26 protein-coding genes are annotated in these 26034 nt (G+C 34.6%); all 26 read left to right on the plus strand.

The genetic code is table 11. From position 1 onward, the window contains the following. Positions 1–19: 19 nt before the first annotated feature. The 26 genes from EEL30_22095 (at position 20) to EEL30_22220 (ending at position 26030) form a co-directional block, all read left to right on the plus strand. Entirely contained in the window at positions 20–340 is a 321-nt protein-coding gene (locus EEL30_22095) for an HU family DNA-binding protein (GenBank protein ID QDX94736.1), read from the plus strand. A gap of 256 nt (positions 341–596) precedes the next feature. Further along, on the plus strand, positions 597–812 hold the full coding sequence (locus EEL30_22100) for a hypothetical protein (GenBank protein QDX94737.1): 216 nt from the start codon (positions 597–599) through the stop codon (positions 810–812). A gap of 11 nt (positions 813–823) precedes the next feature. Next, entirely contained in the window at positions 824–2035 is a 1212-nt protein-coding gene (locus tag EEL30_22105) for a hypothetical protein (protein QDX94738.1), read from the plus strand. Between the two features lie 105 nt (positions 2036–2140). After that, positions 2141–2752, plus strand: a complete 612-nt coding sequence (locus EEL30_22110; protein QDX94739.1) for a hypothetical protein — start codon at positions 2141–2143, stop codon at positions 2750–2752. A gap of 259 nt (positions 2753–3011) precedes the next feature. Continuing rightward, on the plus strand, positions 3012–3935 hold the full coding sequence (locus tag EEL30_22115) for a hypothetical protein (protein ID QDX94740.1): 924 nt from the start codon (positions 3012–3014) through the stop codon (positions 3933–3935). Beyond that, a complete protein-coding gene (locus EEL30_22120) occupies positions 3935–5719 on the plus strand; it encodes a hypothetical protein (protein QDX94741.1) in 1785 nt (594 codons plus the stop codon). The genes EEL30_22115 and EEL30_22120 overlap by 1 nt, the downstream gene beginning before the upstream one ends. A gap of 11 nt (positions 5720–5730) precedes the next feature. Beyond that, a complete protein-coding gene (locus tag EEL30_22125) occupies positions 5731–7254 on the plus strand; it encodes a hypothetical protein (GenBank protein QDX94742.1) in 1524 nt (507 codons plus the stop codon). 18 nt (positions 7255–7272) lie between these two features. Continuing rightward, complete coding sequence (locus EEL30_22130; GenBank protein ID QDX94743.1) at positions 7273–8724, plus strand: hypothetical protein; 1452 nt, start codon at positions 7273–7275, stop codon at positions 8722–8724. 31 nt (positions 8725–8755) lie between these two features. Next, entirely contained in the window at positions 8756–9289 is a 534-nt protein-coding gene (locus EEL30_22135) for a hypothetical protein (protein QDX94744.1), read from the plus strand. Positions 9290–9318: 29 nt separating this feature from the next. Then, positions 9319–10317: a hypothetical protein gene (locus EEL30_22140; protein ID QDX94745.1), complete on the plus strand. Its 999-nt coding sequence runs from the start codon at positions 9319–9321 to the stop codon at positions 10315–10317. 52 nt (positions 10318–10369) lie between these two features. Next, complete coding sequence (locus EEL30_22145) at positions 10370–10849, plus strand: hypothetical protein (protein QDX94746.1); 480 nt, start codon at positions 10370–10372, stop codon at positions 10847–10849. A gap of 12 nt (positions 10850–10861) precedes the next feature. After that, positions 10862–11263: a hypothetical protein gene (locus EEL30_22150; protein QDX94747.1), complete on the plus strand. Its 402-nt coding sequence runs from the start codon at positions 10862–10864 to the stop codon at positions 11261–11263. Further along, positions 11260–11490: a hypothetical protein gene (locus tag EEL30_22155; GenBank protein QDX94748.1), complete on the plus strand. Its 231-nt coding sequence runs from the start codon at positions 11260–11262 to the stop codon at positions 11488–11490. Before EEL30_22150 ends, EEL30_22155 begins: the two co-directional genes overlap by 4 nt. A 34-nt stretch (positions 11491–11524) precedes the next feature. Further along, positions 11525–12637, plus strand: coding sequence for a hypothetical protein (locus tag EEL30_22160; protein QDX94749.1), 1113 nt, complete (start codon positions 11525–11527; stop codon positions 12635–12637). 8 nt (positions 12638–12645) lie between these two features. Beyond that, positions 12646–13143 carry a hypothetical protein gene (locus EEL30_22165; GenBank protein ID QDX94750.1) on the plus strand — a complete coding sequence of 166 codons (498 nt, stop codon included), beginning with the start codon at positions 12646–12648 and terminating at the stop codon, positions 13141–13143. Further along, the gene (locus EEL30_22170; GenBank protein QDX94751.1) at positions 13140–13877 is read left to right on the plus strand and encodes a hypothetical protein; all 738 of its coding nucleotides are present in this window, start codon (positions 13140–13142) and stop codon (positions 13875–13877) included. The genes EEL30_22165 and EEL30_22170 overlap by 4 nt, the downstream gene beginning before the upstream one ends. 20 nt (positions 13878–13897) lie before the next feature. Then, positions 13898–14662: a hypothetical protein gene (locus EEL30_22175; GenBank protein ID QDX94752.1), complete on the plus strand. Its 765-nt coding sequence runs from the start codon at positions 13898–13900 to the stop codon at positions 14660–14662. A gap of 18 nt (positions 14663–14680) precedes the next feature. Next, the gene (locus tag EEL30_22180; GenBank protein ID QDX94753.1) at positions 14681–14953 is read left to right on the plus strand and encodes a hypothetical protein; all 273 of its coding nucleotides are present in this window, start codon (positions 14681–14683) and stop codon (positions 14951–14953) included. A 3-nt stretch (positions 14954–14956) separates the two neighbouring features. Next, positions 14957–15337, plus strand: a complete 381-nt coding sequence (locus EEL30_22185; GenBank protein ID QDX94754.1) for a hypothetical protein — start codon at positions 14957–14959, stop codon at positions 15335–15337. Positions 15338–15376: 39 nt separating this feature from the next. Beyond that, a complete protein-coding gene (locus tag EEL30_22190) occupies positions 15377–15820 on the plus strand; it encodes a DUF1617 family protein (GenBank protein QDX94755.1) in 444 nt (147 codons plus the stop codon). A 27-nt stretch (positions 15821–15847) separates the two neighbouring features. Then, a complete protein-coding gene (locus tag EEL30_22195; protein ID QDX94756.1) occupies positions 15848–16339 on the plus strand; it encodes a hypothetical protein in 492 nt (163 codons plus the stop codon). Further along, positions 16314–16730: a hypothetical protein gene (locus EEL30_22200; GenBank protein QDX94757.1), complete on the plus strand. Its 417-nt coding sequence runs from the start codon at positions 16314–16316 to the stop codon at positions 16728–16730. The genes EEL30_22195 and EEL30_22200 overlap by 26 nt, the downstream gene beginning before the upstream one ends. A 14-nt stretch (positions 16731–16744) precedes the next feature. After that, entirely contained in the window at positions 16745–17758 is a 1014-nt protein-coding gene (locus EEL30_22205) for a site-specific integrase (GenBank protein ID QDX94758.1), read from the plus strand. A 175-nt stretch (positions 17759–17933) separates the two neighbouring features. Continuing rightward, on the plus strand, positions 17934–24119 hold the full coding sequence (locus EEL30_22210) for a phage tail tape measure protein (protein ID QDX94759.1): 6186 nt from the start codon (positions 17934–17936) through the stop codon (positions 24117–24119). Beyond that, on the plus strand, positions 24116–24733 hold the full coding sequence (locus tag EEL30_22215) for a phage tail protein (GenBank protein ID QDX94760.1): 618 nt from the start codon (positions 24116–24118) through the stop codon (positions 24731–24733). Before EEL30_22210 ends, EEL30_22215 begins: the two co-directional genes overlap by 4 nt. Further along, complete coding sequence (locus tag EEL30_22220; GenBank protein QDX94761.1) at positions 24708–26030, plus strand: hypothetical protein; 1323 nt, start codon at positions 24708–24710, stop codon at positions 26028–26030. Before EEL30_22215 ends, EEL30_22220 begins: the two co-directional genes overlap by 26 nt. Positions 26031–26034 lie beyond the last annotated feature (4 nt).

Raw genomic sequence — 26034 nt, forward strand, 5'->3', positions numbered from 1 at the left:
CCAAGGAGGATTTATTATTATGAACAAAACGGAACTTAGCGCAAAGGTAGCAGAGAAATTAGAGGTCAGTAAAAAAGGTGCAGGTGTATATGTTGATGCAGTTTTAGACGCTATTACAGATGCCTTAGTTACAGGTGACAAAGTGAAATTAGCAGGTTTTGGTACATTTGAAGTTCGTGATCGTGCAGCTCGTAAAGGGTATAACCCAAAAATGCTAAAAGAGCTAAAAGAACAAGGTGTTAACGAAGAGGAAGCAAAAGCTCAAGCTCAATTAGATATTGCTGCCTCTAAGTATCCAGCATTTAAAGTAGCTAAACCACTAAAAGATTTAATTAAATAAAAATAATAAAAAATTTAATACATATATTGCCCGTTGAGGCTATTCTAATAATTTGCAAGAGGACGGAAAGGTTCCCGTCACGCTATTTAAAGGGCGCAGTCCTGCTTAAACTAGTCAAAAGAGATGTGGGATACGCCGCCCCACCTTGCATACATATATCTTGGGTCTATGTACCCGTAGGACTGAGATTTTATATCTGGGTTTACACCGTTCCCTTAATACGGTGTATTTTTATTTGATAACAGGAGGAAACAATATGGCGAAGCGTTCCCACTCTTTGAGTCTGAAAGGTCTATTTGTTCATCAGACTGGTTTAATTGAAGAAGCAACAAAGAATAAAGAAACAAAAGAAATTGATATACGTTATTATAAATTGTATGATTTGCTAAAAGAATTTGATGGTAGACAAGTTAGTATTACTATTAAAGAAGATGATGAAATTGAATCCGTTGATGAAAATGAATTGGTATAAGGAGTGACTTAATGATAGTTACTCCAGATGAGTTAAAAAGAAAACCAGATGAGACTATTAAGGCATATAAACTTAGATTAGCGAGGGCAAAACACCTCTACTCTATTAATTGGAATCAAATTGCTGATTTAATCAATAAGGAAACTGGTGAAAATTTTGGCGAATCAAAATATCGCAAATGGTATGCAAACTACATCGAGGGTTATGAAGATGGGGTAAAGAGTAGCGCCGATGAAGTTGGTTCCGTTATTGATGATAAGGTTTACTCTCTTCAAAAGGAGCGCATTAAAAATCAAACTCTTGGACTTCATATCAATCGTATTACTCGTGAGGATGCCAGAAAAGAACTTCTCATTGAAGAATTCACTCGTGCAGTAAGAGAGAATTCATTACACCCACCTGATTTTCATGCACTTCCCCACTCTACCGGACAAAAAGGTGCTTTACTTGGATTTGGCGATGTCCACTTTGGTAAGATTTTTGAAAGTGTTAACAATAAATATGATGAAGATGAAGTTCGACTGCGCCTTGCAGATTTGTTTACTCAAACTGTAAATAAAATAAAACAAGAAAAACTAACTCATTTACATATTGTTAATGGTGCAGATAATGTTGAAGGCATTGGACTTCGCATTAGTCAGCTAATGAGTCTTCAATTTGGTCTAATGGATCAAGTTATTCGTTATCAGCGATTAATTGTTGAATGGCTAAATCGTTTATCTTCTCATGTGAAAATTACATATCATCATGTCCCTTCGTCAAATCATACTGAAATTAGACCACTTGGAACAAAAGCCGGACAGTTCGTGAAAGAGGACGTTGAACGGCTAATTGCTATCTACATCCATGACATGCTTGTAAATAATCCACGGATTGAAGTTCCACTTTATACAGATGACTATGCCCGTTTTGAGATTTGCGGATATCGCTTCCACGCAAAACATGGACATCAAATTAAGAATGTTAAGACCGCATTGAGAGATCTGTCTATGTTACATCGTGAATTTATTGATTATCTTATTCTTTCTCACTTTCATCACGCAGAAGAAATCACTGTTGGAGAAGGTGTAACTAATGACTGTGAAATTATTATTCTTCCTTCAGTGATGGGGTCTGATAAATTTAGTGATAGGCTAATGACTGGAGCCAAAGCTGCTGGTAAGATGTTGATATTCGAAGAAGGCAAAGGAAAAGTTACAAGTCACACATTTAAACTTAATTAAAAATAAGGTTATGTCTACTGTGAAGCATTCACTAACCTCTAATACAAAGGAACTGACAATATCTCATGATATAATCAGTTCCTTTCTTTATCTGGAGGATAGGTAGTGATTAGTAATGCTAAAATATGCGGTATTTACATAATAAAAAATATATTAAATCATCATGTATATATAGGACAAAGTGTGAATATTCATCAAAGATTTAGAGAGCATAAATCTCGATTAAGAAATAATAAACATGGTAATGGACGATTACAAAACGCATGGAATAAATACGGAGAAGAAAAATTCATATTTAAAGTTTTAGAGACAGTAGAAATCGATAATTTAGACTATAAAGAAATACAATGGATTAAATACTACAAAAGTTCTCACAGAGATTATGGATACAACATTGAATATGGCGGAAATTGCATGAAACAAGTGCCTGATGAAACAAAGCGTAAGATAAGTAAAAATCACGCAGATTCAAGTGGTAAAAATAATCCCTTTTTTGGAAGGAAACATACGAAAGAAAGTATCGAAAAAATAAGAAGTAGAAATTATGCTGTCGGTGAATCGCATGCAGGTGCTGTTTTAACAGATCAGGATGTGAAAAAAATTAAGAAGCTATTGGCAGAATCAAAGATGAAAGTAGTACAGATAGCATCAATGTCTAATGTAAAAGCAGCATGCATTTCTAAAATAAAGCATGGAAAAACGTGGAGTCATCTTTAGTACTACTTAAGTCAGGTCAAATTTGCACTTATAAAATTCTACTTTAATTACTAGGTTGCCATCAAAAACTGATGGTGGCTTTTTATATTACTCCCCTTCCTCCCATCCCCTACAGATAAAATGTGATTTTTATTGTACTATTTCCCCTCCCTTTCCCCCATTCGGGGGTATTTCATGTGTCTCAAGGCTGTGCAATATAGCTGGTTCAATTCCAGCAAGACACTCCACTAGTTGTTCTGATTTATAAGGAAGTGTTTCAATGTCAATAAAAAAAGTAAATAACAAAGAAAAAGAAAAAATTGAATGTTTAAAGTGCGTAAAAAAAAGAGTTGCAAGTAGCTTTTATGTAAACACCAATCCCCTTCTAACTACAAAAAAATTTATAGTTTGTAAAGATTGTCTGAATGAATACATAGGTGAAAAAGCAACAGAAGGTTATTTTGAACGTGTTATTCATGTTCTATCTATGCTGGATAAACCATTTTTCTATGATCAATGGGAAAATCTCGAAGGAGATTGGTCTAAGTACATTCCACCAATTTCATCTTTCCCACAATACAAAGGAAAAACCTTTGCTGACAGTGTCTTTAGCCAAGCAGCAAACGATAGTTTTGAAAGCTCTTTGCAACCTGACCCCGAATTTACAAAGATTGAATTTTCATCAGATGAATTGCAAAGTTTAATTGATTTTTGGGGCAGAGGTTTTAAAAATGAGGATTATGAATTCTTACAAAATGAATTCAATCGTTTTATAAATTCATATGAGTGCGATGGTTATACTATGGAACTACTCTTTCAAGAAGCTTCACACACAAGATTAACCATCAAGAGAAAACGTGAAAAGAACCAGCCCGTTGATAAAGAACTAAAGACGCTACAAGACTTACTTGGATCAGCAAATATTAAGCCTGTTCAAGAAACTGGTGCTAATGCAACAGAACACGCCACTTTTGGCACATTGATAAAAAAATACGAGAATGAACGTCCCATACCTGAACCAGACCCTACTTGGAGAGATGTTGATAGCATTCGTAAGTACATAAACATATGGTTCTTAGGACATTTATGCAAAATGATTGGTATCAAGAATGAATACTCTATTGCCTATGATGAAGAAATGGAAAAATACACAGCGGAGCCACCTAAATTTGAAGATGATGAAACAAACGAAGGTGATCAATAATGGCTGGAATTCCAAATTATCAAGTTGATAGAAACAAAGCTCACAAAGGAATTAGTATTTTTCAAAAAGGTAGGAACTTTAACAAGGCTCTAAGCAACCATAATAAATCAGAAAGATTAATGACTGGAATTGGCGTATGGACTAGCTACTATCGATCAAACCCCCATCGTTTTGCAAAAGAGTATTTAGGTATTGATCTAAAACTCTTTCAAGTCATCCTGATTTATATGATGAGCGTTTCTCATTACTTCATGTATCTAGCTAGCCGTGGACAAGGTAAAACTTGGTTAACTGCGATTTATTGTTGTATACGTTCTATTTTATATCCCGAAACCAAAATAGTAATTGCTTCAGGTACTAAAGCTCAAGCAAGAGAAGTAATAGAAAAAATAGACGATTTAAAGAAAAATTGTCCAAATCTCTTTAGAGAAATCAGCAACCTGTCTACTTCTGCTAATGACCCCAAGGTGGAATTTCACAATGGTAGTTGGATAAAAGTAGTTGCATCAAACGATGGCGCACGAAGTAAACGAGCCAACTTATTAATAGCAGATGAGTTCAGGATGATTGATCTTGAAATAATCAATAAAGTGCTGAGGAAGTTTTTAACTGCTCCAAGACAGCCTAAGTATCTTGGAAAGCCTGAATACGCTCATTTAAAAGAAAGAAATAAGGAAATATATCTTTCTTCATGCTGGTACAAAATACACTGGTCGTGGGCAAAGCTGCAAGCATTTTTTAAATCCATGACGGACAGTAAACAATATTTTGTATGTGGACTCCCCTATCAAATGGCAATTAAAGAAGGATTGTTGATGACAGAGCAAGTTGAAGATGAAATGTCGGAATCTGACTTTGATGAAGTTGGTTTTTCTATGGAGATGGAATGTTTATTTTTTGGTGAATCAGAAAAAGCTTTTTTTAAGTATGAAGACCTTGAAAAAAATAGAAAGCTGCCTAAGCCAATATTTCCAAAACCCATGTATTACATAATAAAAGATACCTCTTTTAGATATGAAAATAAGAAAAATGATGAAATTAGACTATTAACTTGTGACATCGCAGGAATGGCAGGAAAGGAAAATGACGCAAGTGCTTATTCCATGCTGAGACTGATACCTACTTCCAAAGGCTTTGAGAGACATATTAGTTATATGGAAAGTATGGTGGGAGGTCATACAACTTCACAAGCTGTGAGAATTCGGCAGCTCATGGAGGATCTTGATTGTGATTTCCTAGTGTTAGATACTCAAAGTTTTGGTTTGGGGATTTATGATCAATTAGTTCAGCCCCTTTATGATCGAGAAAGACAAGTAGAATACGAACCTTGGACTTGCATAAATGATCAGCGAATGGGTGAACGATGCACCTATCAAAATTCGCCCAAAAGAATCTACAGCATAAAAGGGAACCCTCAATTTAATAGTGAATGTGCAGTTCTGCTTAGAGACGTACTAAAGCGTGGAAGTATGAAAATGTTAGCAAAAGAAACAGAAGGCAAAGAATATCTTGAAAAACTTAAAGGATTCAGTTCTTTACCAATTGAACAAAAAGTTAGATTTGAATCTGTGTATATTCAAATCACTGCCTTAATTAATGAAATGATTAATCTCGAAGGTGAACGTCTAGATAGTGGGTTAATTAGATTAAAAGAGCCTAGATCTAAGCGTAAAGACCGTTACAGCTCTATAACTTATGGGAACTATATTGCCACTGAACTAGAACGGCAGCTTCTAAAACAAGATATTTTCGATGAAGATGATGATTTTGTATATTACAACTAAGGAGGTGAATTATGCCCCGTGGACGACCTAAAAAACCGAAGGTTGATTTTGAAACAGAAAGACAGCTAAATGCTATAGAAGAATATACCGCTCTTTTTGCAGAAGGCTTTGTTTCAAACATGTTTAATGATGGAATATTGAGCGAAGTATCCTCAAAACAATTGCTTACTTATCTTTCTGATCCTGATAATTACATAACTGAGTTGAATAATTTAGCTCATTACTATTACATTACTTCTGGTGAAGTTTTCCAATTGTTCGAATTAACTAAGGTTCTTCCTACTCTAAATTATAAGATTGAAGTGTATGACAAAGGTAAAAACTACGAAAAGAATTTAATGACATGCAATAAAGCTTTAAGAAAAGTGAAACACAAGCAACTGTCTAGAGATATTATAACTCAGCTCATTTCAACTGGCACACTTGTGGGAATTTGGCTTGGCGATAAAAAGAACCCCTACTTTTACATTTTTGATGATTTAAAGATAGCATCGCCAGCCTATAGAGTGAATGGCGAATGGATTATTCAAGTTGATCTATCTGCTATTGGTAGCCTTGATGATTTGCAAAGAAAAGCTTTTCTCGATAATCTTACTCCCTATGTCACAGAAAAAATGTATGAAGACTATAGAATAGATTCCTCAAAGAAATTTGTTTATCTCCCCCAAGATCGTACTGTTTGCTTACGTACACATACTTTAAAAAGGAATCAAGCTTATGGATTAAATTGGGCTTTAACGGGTTTTTTTGATTTACAGCATAAGAAAAAACTAAAAGATATAGAAAAGTCTATTGCCAATAAAATCATCTCTGCGGTTGCTGTTTTGACTATCGGTAGCGAAAAAAATACAGAGTTAGGAAATTTAAAGTTAAATAAAACTATTAAACAAAAAATCCACTCTGGTGTTAAGGCTGCTCTTGAAAAGAACCAGTCTAAAGGAATCACTGTCGTATCAATCCCCGACTTTGCCAGCTTAGAGTTTCCTGAAATGAAATCAGATGCGTTAGACCCTAAAAAATTTGATTCGATAAACAATGATGTTACCTCTGCCTTTGGGACAAGTCCTGCCATTTTAAATGGTACAGGTGGGAACTTTGCCTCTGCTAAGATCAGTCTGGAAGTCTTCTACAAGAGAATAGCTATTCTTCTTGAAGATATTGAGCAAGATGTTTATCAAAAACTCTTCAAAATCATCCTCCCCTCTTCTGTTTTCGATGATTACTACCTCGTTTATGACAAAGAACCTCCTCTTACCCTTAAAGAAAAAGTAGATATCCTAATGAAACTCCACACTCAGGAAGGCTTTAGTTTAAAAGCAGTAATCGATTTGATGAGTGGATTAGATTTTAACGAGTATGTAAATCAGTCAATTTATGAACAAGAAGAAATGAAGCTTCAAGAAAAAATTAAGCCGTATGCGAGTGCTTATACCGCCACTGAATCAAATAAAACTGGAAGACCAAATAATGATGAACCCACCTCTGAAAATACCATTAAAAGCAAAACTAACAATGGTAATGAACAACCCACTTAAAGGAGGTGAGAAATATAAGTGGATAAGAAATCGAGCTTCAAGCTTCAACTAAATGAAATTAAACAATCTGATGACCCCACTCTTCTATCAGCTACTTTTATCATCCATGATTTTGAAGAGTCATGGCATGGACAAATTGTTTCAAAAGAAGTTTCAATGGGAGCCGCACACACTTTATTGAATAAACCAATTGTAGCTAAATATTATCCTGTTTCTCAATTTGGAACATTATCTGATGCTCTTGGGGGTCATGAAGAGCACCTTGACTATGATCGATATGGCGAACGAACAGTAAAAACTGACACTATTCCGATTGGCGTATTCTCTTCGGAGGGGTACTTAATGGTTATCAATGAAAATGGTCAAGAAAAAGAAGTTCTCGCAGCCGATGCAGTTCTATGGCGTTTTCGCTTTAGTGATGTATGTGATTTATTACTGGAGTGGTATAGTCGTGGCATTCAGATTTTTTCGAGTGTGGAATTTTTGTACAGAAATTATTCTTTCAAAGATGGAATTGAATATGTGGAATCACCCATAATTTATGATGGTCACGCCCTATTAAATTCTGAAGAGCGAAACGGGCATAAGGTAGTTGCTCCAGCATACGATTCCTCTACCCTACTCAGTTTTAATGATTTAAAACAATTTAACAGGCTTATTGCACAAGCTATCAATCAGAAAGAAAAGGAAGGTGAATCAATGTTTTTCAAAAAAATATGTGAACTGTCACATGAAGACGTTCGTTCAAAACTTTATAATCAAATCTCAACACAGATGGCAGAGCAAGAATACAACAGTTCTTATATTGTCAGTGTTTTTGATACTTCTTTCATTTTTGAAAGTTGGAATGAACATGATGGGGTTAAGCATTATAAAGTTGATTACGGTAAAAATGGTGATGTCCTGACAGTAAATATGGATTCAAAAACTGAAGTTGTTGAGCAAAGGACATGGATTACAACAACTGAAGTTGAGCAAATGCAAACTCAATTAAATGAAGCAAATAAAAAAGCAGAACAATTAGCCTCAGAAAGTCAAATTCTCTCCTCTTCTTTGAACCAGCTCACCCAAGATAAAGGTCAGCTTGAGAAACAATTCAACGAAGCCTCGGACAAGCTAATTTCTTTGAGTTCTCAATATCAAGAGTTGCAAACATATAAAGAAAAGTATGAAACTGAACAACTTGAAAAATCTTTAAACGAGAAAAAATCCTACTATGCAGATAAATTTGAAGCTGTTAATGGTAAGGAAAAGTATGAAACTGATGAGGTTCAAACTCTAATTAAGCTTTCTTTGAATTCTTCACTGGAAGGAAAGGATGCTGTTTTGCAACTTAATACTATGCTAGTTGATATGGTTGCTACAGCGCCTAAGAAACAAGAAGAACACTCTTTTATTAAAGAGTATGCCTCACAGACAAGTAAGCTTTTACCCGATGGTGACGATTTTGAAAGTAGATATGGAATTTAATTAAACAAATTTTAATAGGAGGCTTATATAAATGACTACTCGTCAAATGCAAACTCTAACTCAACGTGGTAATCACGAAGTTGGTAATTTAAATGCAATTAAGGTACGCACTTTAGCAAATGGTGCGATTGTAGAAGGTGGTGATATTGATAACTTTACTCTAGTTGAACTAGGTTTTAATGCAGAGGGTGAAAGAACTTGTAAGCAATTAACTAATGTTGAAAATGAATCTTATCTTATTGCAACACCAGAAGATCGCTATTTAGGTGAGGAATTAATTGATTTCTTTAATGCTGAAGGAGAGCGTGCTCGTATCGTTTATTGGTATAAAGGTTTTCGTTATGACACTTCTGCTTTTAAGCTCAATTCTGGCGTAACTGAAGTGAAAGAAAATCAAGTCGCACACTTTGACCCCACATCAAAAAAATACATTATTTCTTTGGCTTCCTCGCCTCATGCCGATTACGTAAAATCTAAAACTAAATTCCTTGTTGTCAGTAATGAAGATAATCTGGAATACACCTGTGGTAAACCGCTTGTTAAGTTAGAAGTTCAAGAATTTTAATCAATTAAATAGAATAAGGAGCAATGTAAATGAAGCAAATCGATAATGGTAAATTAAAAGAACTTTTTAATAGAGTTTACAATAGCAAAATGGATAAAACTGATCAAGAAGACTTAAAAACCTATTGCAGTAAGGTTTTTAGCACAAGTTATCCTGATCCCTCTCTTCTTCATCAATTTAACTCTCTAATTGTGCAAAAGGCAGATGAAATTGCTAAACCCAAGGTGACTGAGATTATTGGATTGTTAGCAACTTTAAAAACAGCCGATCGAAATACTGTTGTAAAATATGAACTTCCCCAAAAATTTAAAGCAAAGGTACAATGGAGTGCTAATGGTTCTGGAGTAGATTTGGTACGTATCGATGGAAAAAAATATGTAACTGCTATTCCTAACAAGTTCTCTACTGGATTTTACTATGAACCTTTCGGTGATACCAAAGAAGTTGTTGAGTATTTTAATAAATTAATTGATGATGTAGCAAATGCAAAAGTTCGCCTGTATTTAGACGCTATTTCAAAAATTACACAAAAAGCAATCCTCTCTGGTAAAATTCCTGCAAAAAATGTTAAGCAAGGTGCAAATTTAAAAATTACAGATTACAACAGTTTAGCTTCTGTTCTATCAAGATATGGTGGTCGTCCAATTTTTGTTGCTGATAGCTTGTTGATTGACTATTTTGCAATGCAACAACCAGCAAATCTAATTAGTGATCCTAGAAAAGATGAGCTTCTTACATCGCTAAATATCTCTACAGTGGGTAGAACTAATGCAGTTAATCTTGTCAATCCATTTATTGATGATTTCAATTCTAAAGTTGAGCTTCCAGTAAACGTAGGTTATATGTTCGCAGGTGATGTTAAACAAAAGCCTTTTGCTGTAACAGAATTTGGTGCTCTTCAACAAATGACTGAGCAAAACATGGAAGATGAACGGATTAAGATGAAAATTGTTCAATTTGCAGATATCAGACTCCTATTTGGACAAATCTTAGGAATTCTAAAAGAAGACGCTGCTGTAGCAATCTAATAAATAGAAGAGATTTCTTCTCTTCAGATGACATTAAGGAGGATAAATTCACATGGAAAAAATGATTAATGTGGCAAGATATCGTAACACACCTTACGTAGTAAATTATCAGTTTAATAATGGTAATGAAAAAACGTATCAATGGACTGGGAGCACTAAGGCTAAGGTTGATATTAAGTCAGTTCCTCAGCAACTCGTTGATTATTTACTTATGTCCAGTCAAACATTCCGTGATGGTGAATTAGTTATCGTTAACGATTCCGATGAAGCCAAGGAAGCCCTTGAAAATATCACTGATAAGGAAAATTACGAAAGTAATACACGTACACGTCAAGAAATTGTTACGTTACTTAAAATGAATCCTACTAAGTTGAAGACTGAATTGAAAAAAGTAACTTCTGATTCTGAAAAAAGGTTCATTCTAGACGTTGCCAAAGAAGAAAAAATTGATAGTGCTGCTACTCGAAAAGTATTGGCTGATTGGTCTGAAATTCCTCAAGACATTCTGTTTGAAGACGAAGAAAAAGAATAAGCTGGTGTTGCCATGAAGAACACTACCTACGATCAAATCTACACCACTTTTATCACTCGTTGTAAAGTTGACGATCTGGAACTTCCCCAAAATGATGAACAAATCTATGATTTCATCCACGGAGCAATAATGGATTACAACAATCGTCTTCGTGAAGATATTGATTGGGATGACACAAGTGAGACAGTTTCAAAAAAATTACCAAATGATGACCTTCTCCTACTTGCTCACTATCTAAGGATTACCTTTTTAAAAAACCAGTTAATTTACTTCACTAATACTTGGCAACCATTCACAAAAGATATCGGATTAAAGAATTATCAGGCTCAATTACGATCACTTGATACCCTTGTGGCAAATGAAGAAAAAAAAGTCGAGAACATCATACAGAATCGAGCTGATGACTATTTATGATGATTAATAATGAGTTCGATCAATTAGAAAATATCCAAGTATATTGTGAACGTCTAAGCAGAAAAAATAATTCTACTCTTTTCCGTCTTGAAAAGTTTACTGGACTAAAATTATTACAAGAAGAAGAATTGAGAGAGATACGAGAAATTATATTGTCGGTCAGTGGTGAGATTTCACGTCTTCCTAGTAAGTTAGCCTGCGGATGTGATTGCGATAAAAAGCTATAAAAATTATCACAATGCAAATATTACAGAGAAGTATATGAGAGATGGGAACAAGCTTTTAGACATGACTTTAAACGGGCTTGGTGGAACTGAGGTAGTCATTAATGGAGTTATTAAATTAGCTAGTATTCTTAGTAAATATTCTAAAACAGAACAGTGGTTGAAAACTCTAATTATGCGAAATGGTGATTTTAGTGTAGGCGACATTGTTAAGGTAAATGGACGAAACTGGCTCGTTACTTTGCTTGATCAAGAGAACCCCTTATATCAAAAAGGAACAATGATCTTTTGTAATCAAACAATAAGATGGCAAGACCAGTTTGTTGTTTATGAATCGCCATGTTATGTAACTAAGTTGGGGTACATTGGTGGTACTGAAGAAGATAAGAATTTCACCCTACCAGATAAGCAAATGAGAGTAATCATTCCTGAAACAGAGGCTACATCAAGGATTAGACGTGATAGGCGTTTTATATTTAACCATTCTGTTTTTAAAGTCATAGACCTCAATCTTTTAAATGATGGCTTGATTGATCTTGTTGTAGCGGAAGATGTTAGTAACATTAAAGATAACTTCAATCTTGGTATAGCTGACTACACTCCATGCTCCAATGAAATAAGAATTTCATCACTTGAGTATGAGCTACAAAAAGGAAGCTCTTTTAAATTAAAAGTTGATGTTCTTCAGAATGGCTCTCCACTTCCCTCTCCCCCACTTTCTTATACAAGCAACTTCCCTAATGTCGTAAATGTTGATAAGAATGGAATTTGTCATGGGTTAGATATTGGTCAAGCAAATATCACAGTATCTATGGGTTCTTTATCCTCCTCTATCTTGGTTAATGTAACTGAAGATGTAAGAGATAATTTCTTAATAGATATCATTGGTAGTGAAACAATAGTGCAAAGTGATACAGAAAGATATTCAGTGATCTTTAGTAATAATGGAATTGAAATTGATGATATTCAAGTATCATGGTTGATCACAGATGATCATGATAAACCAATCAATTATCTTACCATAGCAAATGCTAATCAAAAATCGTGTACTGTCCAAGCTACTAAGAAGCTTGGTTATTTTAGGTTATGGGCAAAAGCTGGAGAGATAACTGATTACAAAGAAATCAAAGTAAAAAGCTTATTTGGATAGGAGGATACATGAAAAGATTAAGGCTATGGAGTCCAAATTTACAATCTATTATTTTGGAGCTAATTAAAAATCAAAGACTATGCAAACTAATTCACTATAATAATGAGAATCCTTTAGAACAACCTGATATCTTGAAGCCTTCTTCATTAATAATGAAGAATATCTTTCCCTATCCATTTGATCTTGAAACTACAGATTCTGATTGCGTCCAACTTAGGATAAGTTATCCAGAGCTGAATATTAAACACAGAGTTATCGAAAATACAGATGTCTTATTTGAAGTTGTCATGTCAAAGAATCTGTGGAGCATCAGTACAGATAGCGAGACAGCTCTTCGTCCTTTTGAGATATTGAGTGAGATTTTAGACCAGCTTGCTGATAAGAGTATTGAAAAAGTTGGGAGACTTAATTTCCTCAATGCTAGGTTTGTAAAATATAATTCAAAGTTTAATGGATATGAGTTAACCGCTGTGATGGAGACTATCGGGACAGGAAGAAAAAAATGAACACTAACGAACTAATCAAATTAAGAACAATGGCTGGACTTCCTACCCCACTAGATGCTTTCACTGTATCCCCTTTTACCTTAAGAGAAATTGTTCAATACGGATATGATAAGCATAACCAACATCTTCATATCTTAACTTTAGATATATCCTCCTTACTCTCTCCACAAGATTTTTCAAGATTATCCCCTCACTTTTCACTTTACGACTTAGCATTAGTTGACACAAATTATCTGACTTTGTTTGTAAGTGCCCTGCTCTATTTTCTGCGTGAAAAAGAAATTCATTATGACAGTGAGCTTGGTTTTGTTTTCGGAGACATTAGTGATTCAAAAATTATCTCTAAGGATAATTTTGTGGAACTGATAGAGATTATAAAGATTCAAAATAATTATCATTCTATTGAGGAAAATGACTACAAACCTGCTAATAGTGGAGCTGAGAAGATTAAGCAAATACTTCTTGCAGGTAGAAAAAGGGTTCAAGAAGTCAAATCAAAGTCTAATGCTATTCAAGAAGAATCTCTTTCTCTCTTAGACTTAATATCAATAACTTCTGCTAATGCCAATGGTATTAGCATTTTTAATGTCTTTGATATGAATATGGTTCAGTTTAATGATCAATTTAATCGAATGAAATTACTTGATGATTATCAAGTAAATATTCAGGCATTAATGCATGGTGCGGATTCAAAATCAATTGAGCTAAAACACTGGATGACTAAAATTAAATAAATATTGGAGGAATTCTATACATGCAATATGGTGTACGTGAAATTTGCAATGTTGTATTGAAAGACATTGTAACAAAGGAGCCTGTAGCATACTTTGAAACTTTAAAAACTTCAACATTGGAGTTTAGTGGAAGTACCGTATATGCTACTGGTGGTAGAGGTAATCCCAAACGTATTGGTTGGGACAGTGACCGTGAAATTTCCATGAAAATGGAAGATGGTTTAATTTCGAAAGAAACATTCGCAATTGCAACTGGAACAACGTTTAAAGCTACCACCCGACCTATCCATAAAAAAGAAGTTCTTACAGTTGAAGAAGATGGTACTGATAAAATTATTAAACTGACTAAAAAGCCTACAACTACCAAAGGCTACAATACCTTTTTCTTTAAAACAGATGATGGATCTTCCATGCTTGAAAAATTGTCTGGTTCTGTAACTACTACAGGATCAACAACAAAAGTTAAACTTACCGGTTCTATCGAATCTGGAGATATGGTAATTGCTGATTATTATATTGACGCACCAACAAAAAGCCAGTCAATGGACATTACAAGTAAAACGTTCCCTGGTACATACCTACTTGAGGCTGACACTTTATGGCGCAATGAAGATGACGAAGACTTTGAGGCTAAATACACCATTCCTAAGTTGAAAATTAAGCCTAACTTCACTCTGACACACGGTGCTGCTGGCGATCCTTCTGTATTTAATTTTGAAGCTGAAGTTCTAGCTGACAAGAAATCTGGAGATGGAATGGTATTTATTGACTTACTTGAAGAATAAAAAATCGGAAGTGAAGCAATGAAAATGAAAGTAGAATACCTTCGTTTTGGAGAAGTCACGGAGATTGAAAGTGCTCGAATCCCAATAGATGATAATACATTTGAAGAGTTTAGGATCATTTTGAAAACAGTAAATGACATTCCCCTTCCTCACCTATCTATTAGACGTGTCGATGAAACAATCGCTCATGAAACTGAATTAATACTCTCTTCCGAAGAATTAGGTGATCACCTTAAATTAATTCAAAGTTTTGCTAAGCAAATTAAAAATATGAGAACTACGGAGGCTTAATTATTGATTACACTTGATGTAAAGAAAAATTTGGAAAACAATGTATATTCAATTGAAATCGCCGTAAAAGAAATTCCTGAGACGGATGAAGAGCTATTTAAAGATTTTGGAGACATTGAAATTAACACTGGTGGAACAATTAAAATTACTACGTTTGAAGATGGTAAAAGTGTAGAATCAGAAGTTACTCTCCCCCAAAGTTTCCGTAGATTTCCTACCCAATTCCCTATCTTTAATAAATTTTCAAAAGTGAGCTATAACGGAAAAGAGAAAGCGGTGGCGCTTGCTTGGGAACAGCATGTTCAAACTCAAATTGAGAAGAAAATGAATGAACTTCGTGCTAATATTGATGATTTTAGTGGAACGGAACAATTGAAGGTATAGTGGTGGGAGTTTACTCCCCCACTATTTTTATTAAAGGAGATGATTCACGTGAAACTTGCTAACTATGAGTTACCAACCCTACACAAGATTCTATATGAGCTTGAACTTACCAGTAAACAATCACGTATGCGAACACGTTTTTGTAAACTCCTTGAGGATAGAATTATTGAAATGGAAGAAGAAAAAAACAAATTAATTCATCAGTATGCTGAGTATGATGAAAATGGACAAATTGTTATGAAAAAGAATGAAGAAGGTAAAAATCTCTTCACCATTAAAGATGTAAATGTAGCAGCATTTAATAGGGAAATGGATATTCTTATGAGGGAAGATTTCATTTTGGACGAAACAGAAGAGCGAAAAGAAATGTTACTTACTGTTTCTAATATCATCCTAAATATTGAAACTCCATTTAGTAAAGAAAATGCTCTTTATTATGATAGATACTGCGAAGTGTTGGAAAATCTTTCATATGCAAAGTAACAATTAAGGATAATAGGAGGAAAATGAATGGCTAAACGGATGACTTTAAATGATCTTAACAAAGAACATAAAAAAATTTCAGGTCAAAAGGTAATACATATACTGAATGGGCAATATGAAGTGAAAATTGACGAACATATTCGTAATAGCAAGTTGATTGATATGCTATCTGATATCAGTCAACTTATTTCTACTTTTTCTTCAGATAAAAATTTCACTCCTGAAGACCTTCAATCAATTATACAACTTGGGCATGTATTTTTTCTTCGTCACTTTACTGACTTCCCAATTCCAAAAGAGAACGATTTATCTACACTTACTCAAGTTTTCATTGAACTATATGATACAGAAATGTTAGATGAAATTGAAAAAAAGTTTGATTCTAAAGAATTTCGGAAGGTAGAGGAAAAGCTGGCTGAATATTTTAGAAATGCTCCCCAAGTACAGAAAATGATTGATCAAGTATATACCAATTCACTACAGGATGATGAAATTGAAAAAGTTCAAAAGTCTTCATGAGTTAAATTCCTATCTAGCTAGTCAAATTAGTTCTTCTCTTATGAATGTTGGTGAAGAAACAAAAAAAACTATGCAAGACCGAATTGATAAAGACGTGTATGAAAGCTACACACCAACCATTGACAAAAGAACAGGTAAATTAAAAAATGACATTGAAATATCCCTCTCCCATAATACTGTATCAATCTCCCCTACTCGCTCAGAGAATGAAAAATATATCCCCCGTATCATTGAAACTGGTGAAGGCTACGATTGGATAAATTCAAGAATCTACAAGACTAAACAAAAGCGCCCCTTTGTTCAAAACACTAAAGAGGAAATAGTCGATAAAAAACTCCACATTAAAACCCTGAAGTCTTCTTTAAAGCAAAAGAAAATAATTGTTGAATAAAAAGAGGTGTTGTATTGACTGATAAAAAACGTGGACGTGTCTACAACAGGATATTTGATGAAAATGAATGGCTTGAAGTAAATGAAGAGAACAAAAACATAGTTGAAGATTTTCTTGAAGAGTATAGGCAAAGAAAAATTAAACCCTCTACGATAAGCCAGTATAAAAACGATTTGAGGATTGTTTTGTTATACATAAAACGGAAATTAAAAAACCGAAGCTTATTAGAGCTTACTAAAAAAGATTTCAGGCGTTTTAGTTTGTGGCTCTCAGAAGATTTAAAAGTAAGTAATGCAAGAGCTAATCGTTTAATGAGTGCTGTTCGCTCGCTTTTAACTTTCGTTGAAGATGATGATGATTATGATTATGACAATAACGTTGCAAAAAAAGTAAAAGGTCTTCCAAAAGAAGCTGTCAAAACAAATGAAGATAACTTTTTCTTAGCTTATACTCAGGTAATAAAATTGCGTGATGAATTGATTAAACGCAATAGACTTCAATATGCAACTCTATTAATGGTTATGTTTGATTCTGCTGGTCGTAGAAATGAAGTAGCCCAAGTGAAAAAACATGGACTACTTGAAGGAAATAAAACCAATATCGTAATTGGTAAGCGAGGAAAGGCTTTCCCACTTGTATATCTAGATGACACTAAAGAATTAATTATATGCTATTTAAATGAACGTGGGGAAGATAATATAGACTCCTTGTGGATTTCAGGTAAAGGGGAAAACAAGCGTGCTGCTACATATGAATCACTTTATGAACGTGTTGTTTTCATGTCAAAGGTATTAAGTGAAATTGAAGGAGCTAAAATTGAATTCTTCCCCCATTCTCTTCGACACAGCCGTTGCGAATGTCTCTTACAAGGTGAAGACCCTCGCTTGCTTGATGAGCATGGAAAACCTAAAAAATTCTCATTAGAAGAAGTGCAAAAATTTATGCATCATTCCGATCCAAAAACTACTCAGGATTATTCCAAAAATCATGATGAGGATGTTATTGATGATATGTTTGGTTTTAAATAACATCTGATGAAAGATGAATTTTATTCTATGAAAATATGTTTTCAAAAGTGTCGTGCAGATTGTTTCCTCTGCCGACAGTCTTGAGAGTATATTATGACAACATTTTTATTCACAAGCTCCGCCTACTAGCAGGGCTTTTTTGTTTTGCGAACTTTTTCTGAAAGGAAGTGAATATTTGCCTAACAACCCTCTCCGTATATTGATTCAAGCTGAATTAGATAAGCAGTTATCAAGTCAAACCATTTTAAAACAATTAAAAGAAATTGAGCAAAAACTCCTTGCTTCACCGTTAAAATTAAGCTTTAAAGTTGATAGTTCAACCTTAAAAACATATAAGGATCAGGCAGAATTAACTCAAAAGAAAATTGAAACGATTTTTCAAAAAACCAAATTAAGCAATGAAGGTTATTCTGATCTCCAAAATCGATTAAAGGATATCCGGAATTCCACTGACCAGTATGCAAAAGCGACTGTTCAAACTTATAAAAACACCAAAAACCTAAAATCTGCAACAATAGAATATAGGGACGAATTAGGCAGATTAGTAAAAGAACAGTTAAAGTGGACTCAGTTTAAAACCCCTGATGGCTCTAAAAAAATATTTCAAACAACGGGATTTACTTTTGTCGACGACAAAGCAAAGGCTGATAAAAAACTTAATGATATAGTCAATACCTTAAATAAAAAGTATCAGAATGCTTTAAAATTAGAAGTTAAACTTGATAATCTCTCCCCCACCTCCTCTGCTAAATTAGAACGTAACCTCGCTAGATATAAAAATATTCTTTCTGATTTCCAAAAGAAGGCTTCTCTAGGTGAAATAGTCTCAAATGATCAATTAAGAAAATTATCCAATCTAGAAGAGCGTTTAAAACGTGTTTATGATGCTTCTAGAATGTCATCTAGTAACTCAAAAGGGTTAGATTTTAGTCAATATCCAAAGATGGCTAATGCCATTCAACAAGTCACCAATGCAGACAGATACTATCATCAGTCTTTAGTTGAGGGCAGGAAATTAATTAGTGCAAATGTTACTGAAACGGAAAGGTACATCAAGGTTACTCAACAACTACGCAATGGATCACAAATTTCAACCGTATCTGCGTACATCAATAAAGCCACGGGTGAGACTCACAAATTAAGTGAGTCACTTAAAGATTTAAACACTCGTTCCTATGACTTAGGTTCTGCCTTTAAGACTGCTTTTGAAAAGATCAGTCTTTGGGCTGCTGCCACTGGAATATTCTATGGGGCTACCCAAGCTTTGCAAAACATGCTTGGAGTTATTGTTGATATTGATACTAAGCTAACTGAACTTTCTAAGGTATTGTCTTCTGGGACAGATTTCGGTCAGCTTATGGATAATACATTGGCAATAGCTAATACATACGGTCGTTCCTTGAGTGAAACAACTGACGCACTTGTTGAATATGGAAAAGCTGGTTTTGAAGCATCCGATGCCACAAAAATGCTTAATGCCACTTTATTAGGCTCTAATGTTATGGGAACCAAAGTAGCAGATACAGCAAGCTATCTGACAGGGATACTAAAACAGTTGAATCTCCACGCTGAAGATGCTGTTTCTGTTATTGATAAACTGAATGAAGTTGATAATAACTACTCTGTTACTTCTGCTGGACTAGCTCAAGGTTTGACAAAAAGTGCTGAAACAGCTCAAGCCTTTGGTGTCACGCTCGATCAGTTAATAGGAATGATCACAGTTATCTCAGAGAAAACTCGCGAAAGTGGTAATGTAGTAGGTAACATGCTCAAAACGGTACTACCTCGTTTGAATTCAAATAAAGCACAAGACGCATTAGCAAGTATTGGTGTAAAAGTCCGTGATCTTAATGGAGATTTAAGAAATGCTGTAGATATTTATAGGGATACTGCTGTAGCAATGGACGGTCTGACAAAATCACAAAAAACGATGGTTGCCGAAGCTTTATCTGGTAAGCATCACATTACCCGTATGATCGCTATGTTAGAAGGATTTAGTCGACTTGATGAAGTTACTGAAACAGCTCAAAATTCAATGGGTTCTGCTCTCGAAGAGAATGAGAAACATATGAAATCTTTAGAATCCAAATTGAGTCAAGTTACTTCAGCAACACAAGAACTGGCGTTTTCTGTTGGTGAAAATGGTCTTAAAGGTGCAATGTCTGACACGCTCTCTGTAACTACAACCTTTATCAAGGGATTTACCGAGGTAATCAGCAATGGTGAAATCTTAAAAAATGTTATCTTAGGCGTTATTGGTGGCTTGATAATGTTTGATATTGCCACAAAGACAACAGCCACTTCATTGACAGCTACTACCGGCGTTATGGGCTTGGCAACAAATGCAACTAGAGCTTTCACTGCTGCCTTAATTTCAAACCCTATTGGCTTGGCGATAACAGCAATCACTTTATTAGCTGGTTCGTTTATCTATCTAACAGGTAAACAAAAAGAAGCAAGAGAAGAAACAAACAAGTTCAATGACTCTTTAGTTGAGAGCTTATCAAATCAAAAAGAGCATATACAAGCTCTTGTGAACGAATATACAAAACTTAACAAAATTTATAAAGATAAGAGTATCAGTTCAGCAACAACCAATGAACAAGAAAGAGAATATCTTAAAATCCAAAATGATTTGGGCACTCTCCTCCCCTCTCTAATTGACCATTATGATGAATCTGGAAAAGCAAGATTAAAAAATGCTACTGCTGTTCGTGAAGAAATTGACACTCTTCGAGAGTTAGCAAATTTAAAAAGCAAGGAACAAATTTACAAATATTCAATTGATACAGAAGAGTCTCTACCTAAAATTAAAGAGTTACAGGCTCAAATCGAGTCTGTTGAACGAATTGTAGAGAATGCTAATAATCGGTTGAAGGAAGCAGGTGTTTTTAGTATCTTCAAAAAAAGTTTTGAAGATATGCTGAAAACCAATAAAAGTAAGCTCTATTCTTTGCAACGTGAAATGAGATCGGAGCTTGTAAAGACTCAAGGATTCGTTAACGATACCGTTAATTCTTTAAAAGAAATAAACAATATAAAGCTAGATCCTAAAGTTGATGATTACTTAAAAAATTTAGGAAAATCATTAGATGGTAAATTTCTGACTGACCCCACTAAAATTGATTTGTTAGAGAAAACATTGCTCAAAATACAATCAATTCAAACGGCTATGCAATCTGGAAATTTTAGCTCTACTTCACTTGGTTCAGCATTAGAGTCAATTAAGAAAGGGCTTCAGGAAATTGGTTTAGATAGGTCGATAATTGATAGTCTGGTAGAAGATCTAATGGCAATTAGACCCGCCTCTCTTGATGGTGCTGAAGGGATATTAGCCACAGAAGAACAACTTCAAGATTCATATAAAAAGACATCAGAGGCTGTAGGTGAGTTGAATAATCTCCTATCTGATTTAGCTCAAGGAAAATCAATTACAGCACGAGAAGCAGCAGAACTAATTGCAAAAGAAGCAGGTTTAGCTAATGCTTTCTCCATTGAAAATGGAATGGTAAAGGTTAATCAACATGCTATCATTCAGCTAAGAAATACGAAATTAAATATTTTTGCTGATATTGGACAAGCCAGAGTAAGAGATTTGAACAGTCAAAATCAAACTCTTTTTGCTAAATTGCAAAACTATGGAATCGAAATTAGGGCTATAGAAAGCGTTGCTGATGCCCAAAACGCATTGAGTGGATTAAGCACGAAAATGAACCAAGCATCTAGTATTTCTGAGGCTATGGATATTGAGAAGACACAAAGACAAGTTGAATCAGTTAAGTCCCAAATAGATCAAATTGAAGCTCTAAAAAAAATGATCTCATCCCCTACTTATGGAACTTCAAAAACTAAAACTCCTTCTACTAAATCGAAAGCTGAGTATTCCGCTCTAACGGAACAGCAAAAAGCGCTTGAACGGTTAGATACTGCCTTAGCTCTTATTGAACAGCGTAAAGCTAAATATCCTTCCACTACTAGTGACTATCGTAAAGCTTTATCAGATGAGCGAGATGCACTCTATCAGAAACTCAATCTTTATGAAAAAGAACAAAAGGCTCTACTCTCTTCTGGAAAAATTGGTGGCAAAAAAAATAAAAAAGGTGTAGAAGGTTCAGATGAGACTTTCAAAAAGGCAGAAGAATTAAAACGCACTATTGCAGACATTCAAAATAAAATATCTACTGTATCATTTGCGTTTATTACGTCTCAAGTTGAGGAGTTTGCAGATAAGAATGCCATTCTCGATCATCAATTACAGGATGTTGAAACTAGACTACATCAATATGATTCAGCCTCTCAACCCTATAGAGATTCACTAACAGAGGAAGTTAGTCTTCTAAAGAAAAAACAGTCTAATTTGCACGAAGCTAATCAAGCCATTCGTAAACAACTGGCTTTAGGTGGACTAACCGATCTACAAATAAAAGAGTTAAATAAAACTCTTGCGGATAATAGCAGTGCTTGGTTAGCAGTGAATAATTCCATTAGTGAGAAAAAATTGGCTTCCGTTAATAGCCTACTTGGTGAACAAAAACAAAAGACAGACGAATTAACTCAACAAATAGAGCTTGCTCAAGCCACTATGGACACTATTGGTGACAACACCAATAAAATGTACTTGAGCGAATATGACAACTATCTGAGATTGGGACAACAAAAATATAACAGTCTCCAACAAGAAATTTCTTTGCGTAGAGAGGTTATTTCTCAGCATCAAACTGAAATTAGTCTTGTAAAGCAATTAAACAGTGAAATTGTAGCACTCCAAATTGAACAGTTAAGACTAAAAAAATCGCTCCAAGACTCTATCCTCTCTACTTTTAGTGATGTCTATAAAGGAGTATATGAGCAACAAAAGAAAGCTGCTTTGAAGGCTCTTGAGGACGAGAAAGACGCAGAAGACAAACGACACAAGAAAAAGCTCGATAACCTTAAGAAAGAATTAAAAGAAAAGGAAAAGGCAGTCAAAGCAGACATTGAAGCGATTGAAGAACAAATTGATAAAGAAGAAAAACGTCATAGAAAAGTTATGGACGGCTTAGATGAAGAACTAAATCGCTATAAAGATATAGTTAATGAACGCTTGAAATCCATTGATCGTGAAGTTAGTGAAAAAGAGTATAACGACGAATTAGCTCATTTACAGAAGGAACGACAAGAACTTCAAGAGAAATACAACGAATTATATTTAGATGACTCTGTTGAAGGGCAATATCAACTTAGTGAATTAAAAAAACAATTAGATGAGAAAGATCGAGCAATTGAAGAATTAAATTATAAGCGTGGCGTTGAACTACGCAAGGATAATTTAAATGACAATCTTGACAAGTTTCAAAAAGAGATCGATGCCAAGAAAAAAGCAGAAGATGCAAAATACGATGCCACCAAAGATCGTTTAAATCGAGAAAAACGTGATCTTGAGAAACTACTTGATGAATACAAAGAGTACATCAATAGACAAATTGAGCTTGAAAATAATAAACATGATCGCCTTCTTAAAAACATTGAGGAAGAGAAAAAACGCACACAAGAAAAATATGATGAATTGATAAATGATGAGCGTAGATTTGCTCAAATGCGCCAAAACATTCTCAACGGGAATTTAACAGCAATGTCCTCTGATCTTGATAAGTTTGCCAAGTTTATCAAGGAAAATATGTCTACTATCGGTGAAAGTATTGCAAACAACCTTCTCGCTAAGATTGAAGAAGCTAAAAGAGCTATCAATCAATTAAATAATCTACCAATTGGTGGTGGATCAAGTTCAGGTGGAGGCAGTGTTGGTGGTGATAGCAGCGGTAAGTCACCAAACAAATGGCAACAATATAAAGCTCAAGTAAATGAAATTGTCTACGCTAAAGGGAAATGGACAGAAGCTTATGATAAGGGAGATAAAAAAAACCAGAAATATTGGGAAGACCGAGCCAAGCCTTACTACGCTCAAATACCAGCAGAGTTAGCCAACAAATTAAAAGGTATGGAACATAAAGAAGCCTATGACTGGTATAAAGGCACTTTCCATAAAGGTGGCATTGTCCCTGGTGGCACTCCTGATCAATTGACTAATATTGCAAACAACATGTTCAACTTGAAGCCAGATGAAGGCATAATTAAAGCGCTTGGTGGAGAGTTGATGATCCCTCCAGAGAATATTACAAAGAATTTCATTCCTAACCTCCAAAATCTAATAAAGTCATTTACACCTAATTCCTTCCCAACCTTAACACCTCAAATAGCACCATCTTCCCCACCAATAACAGTAAATTTTAATATCGATAAATTAATGGGTACAAAAAAAGAAGCTAGTTCACTTGTTGACACATTTATTAATGGTGTAAAAAGAAGAGGTGGAAAAATATAAAAGAAGGATTAGATTTTTATTATGACGGGATAAAGTCAACCGATATGGGATTACTTAATGTTAAAATGTCTAATGGTTTCTTTGAAGAGTCTTTTGTTGCAGAGAAACAAATAAATGAAATTACTGTAAGAGGGAATGACAAGCCATACTTTCAAGGTGTGACTCGCTCCCCTCTTTCTTTTTCACTTACATTTGCATTTGAACATTATTATGACCATGAGAAAATACGTGAAGTGGCTAGATGGCTCGATCAAGATTATTACAAACCTTTTTATACAACCGATAATCCAAATAGAATTTTCTTTTGTATGTTACATTCGGATTCAACCTTATTCCACAACGGTCTAAAACAAGGCTACGTAGAGTTAGAAATGAGATGCGATTCACCCTATTCTTACTCTCCACAGTATGTATCTGAATGGTATGAAATCAAAGGTCATACTACTGTAATCACCGAAACAACTCAAGCAGATTTCCAAAAAGGTAAACTGAATAATATGATTACCCTCCCGTCAGGAGATTTGCGATTAGATAGTAAAAAACCAAAATGGAAGGACTTATTAAAGAATAAATGGGGTGATTTAAAGAATGGCAACGAATACTCCTCTACTTAAATTAAAGGAGATTAGATATGAAGATGATGTTGATGTATTAGACATCACAAAGAACTTCCAGACTGTTGATGATTGGCTGGGTCGAAACGTTGTAGAAAGACATGCAGATTTATACAAAGATTATGTAGTAGAAGGTCTACTACCTTCAACAACTACAGGAGTTCGTATTCATGATTGTGATTCAGTTTGGGACGAAATTGCATCACCAACTGGAGTTTCATTGCAGAAGGATACTGTAGATTTTAAATCAGGAGTGGCAAGTTTAAAAATAAATATGCTTGAAAATGCCTCTATTGGCTTGCTTGCTTCTACTACAATTTATCCAATTGATTTAACGACAACAAAAACAATTAAGTTATGGGTGAAGTGTAACATCAATACCAAAGAAGGGGATTTTGCTCTTGTATTAAGTGATGCTCCATTGGCAGCAAATCACAAAAAGAAATTAAATTTCCCTTCACTAATAGCTAATACGTGGACTCTAGTTGAATTACCACTAGGAACAAATAATCAACTTAAAAATATTATATCTGTTGGCACACTCATGCAGGTAGACAAAGGTGCTTGTATTCTATGGTTGGATTATATTAATGGGGTTAACCTAGATACTACTATTTCAGAAGGTAAAGCATATGTTCAAGGGAGTCGAATTGTCAAAACTTCTATGCAGCGCACCTTTTCGTCTTATCGTGAAACCTACTTATTTATTGATAGAAAAAGCAACTACATATTTAAAGAAGTACCAGTTGGTTCAAGTCAGCCTACTACACCTGATGAATCACTATTGTTAGCAAAAGTGCTGACCAGTTCTTACGAGATAATTGAAGTCATTGATAAACGCAATTTAAGTGCATTTGAAGTTAGTCCTACTTTGGCAGATGGACAAGTGACAGAATCAAAAATTGCCTCCAATGCTGTTACAAACTCTAAAATCGGTAATAACTCTATTACCAGTTCTAAAATTTTTCAAGATGCCGTTCTCAATCATCATATTAAAGATCAGGTTGTTAACAATCCCAAGTTACGTGATGCGGATATCTCATTGGGTACTGTTTCAGATGGAACAAAAGCTGGAAAGCTAAATGCAGAGTATCGTTCATTTACCATTGGAAAATATGAATCCAATTATTATGAAGAGGAAGTTCCCCATGAACTCAATCGAATTCCTAAAGGATATATTATTGTGCGAAGCGATAAACCTGTACGGATATATGATGGCTATTCTCTATGGACTGATAAAAAGATTTTCATACGTGGGGATAATCCAAACACCAAAGTTACAATTATGATTTTCTAAGGGG

Source organism: Brevibacillus laterosporus (genome assembly GCA_007833815.1).
Classification (GTDB): domain Bacteria; phylum Bacillota; class Bacilli; order Brevibacillales; family Brevibacillaceae; genus Brevibacillus_B; species Brevibacillus_B laterosporus_D.

Bases quoted from the DNA above. Each gene is read 5' to 3' on its own strand.
- EEL30_22095 (QDX94736.1), top strand. From the start codon at position 20: ATGAACAAAACGGAACTTAGCGCAAAGGTAGCAGAGAAATTAGAGGTC.
- EEL30_22100 (QDX94737.1), top strand. From the start codon at position 597: ATGGCGAAGCGTTCCCACTCTTTGAGTCTGAAAGGTCTATTTGTTCAT.
- EEL30_22105 (QDX94738.1), top strand. From the start codon at position 824: ATGATAGTTACTCCAGATGAGTTAAAAAGAAAACCAGATGAGACTATT.
- EEL30_22115 (QDX94740.1), top strand. From the start codon at position 3,012: ATGTCAATAAAAAAAGTAAATAACAAAGAAAAAGAAAAAATTGAATGT.
- EEL30_22120 (QDX94741.1), top strand. From the start codon at position 3,935: ATGGCTGGAATTCCAAATTATCAAGTTGATAGAAACAAAGCTCACAAA.
- EEL30_22125 (QDX94742.1), top strand. From the start codon at position 5,731: ATGCCCCGTGGACGACCTAAAAAACCGAAGGTTGATTTTGAAACAGAA.
- EEL30_22135 (QDX94744.1), top strand. From the start codon at position 8,756: ATGACTACTCGTCAAATGCAAACTCTAACTCAACGTGGTAATCACGAA.
- EEL30_22140 (QDX94745.1), top strand. From the start codon at position 9,319: ATGAAGCAAATCGATAATGGTAAATTAAAAGAACTTTTTAATAGAGTT.
- EEL30_22145 (QDX94746.1), top strand. From the start codon at position 10,370: ATGGAAAAAATGATTAATGTGGCAAGATATCGTAACACACCTTACGTA.
- EEL30_22150 (QDX94747.1), top strand. From the start codon at position 10,862: ATGAAGAACACTACCTACGATCAAATCTACACCACTTTTATCACTCGT.
- EEL30_22155 (QDX94748.1), top strand. From the start codon at position 11,260: ATGATGATTAATAATGAGTTCGATCAATTAGAAAATATCCAAGTATAT.
- EEL30_22160 (QDX94749.1), top strand. From the start codon at position 11,525: ATGAGAGATGGGAACAAGCTTTTAGACATGACTTTAAACGGGCTTGGT.
- EEL30_22165 (QDX94750.1), top strand. From the start codon at position 12,646: ATGAAAAGATTAAGGCTATGGAGTCCAAATTTACAATCTATTATTTTG.
- EEL30_22170 (QDX94751.1), top strand. From the start codon at position 13,140: ATGAACACTAACGAACTAATCAAATTAAGAACAATGGCTGGACTTCCT.
- EEL30_22175 (QDX94752.1), top strand. From the start codon at position 13,898: ATGCAATATGGTGTACGTGAAATTTGCAATGTTGTATTGAAAGACATT.
- EEL30_22180 (QDX94753.1), top strand. From the start codon at position 14,681: ATGAAAATGAAAGTAGAATACCTTCGTTTTGGAGAAGTCACGGAGATT.
- EEL30_22190 (QDX94755.1), top strand. From the start codon at position 15,377: ATGATTCACGTGAAACTTGCTAACTATGAGTTACCAACCCTACACAAG.
- EEL30_22195 (QDX94756.1), top strand. From the start codon at position 15,848: ATGGCTAAACGGATGACTTTAAATGATCTTAACAAAGAACATAAAAAA.
- EEL30_22220 (QDX94761.1), top strand. From the start codon at position 24,708: ATGGCAACGAATACTCCTCTACTTAAATTAAAGGAGATTAGATATGAA.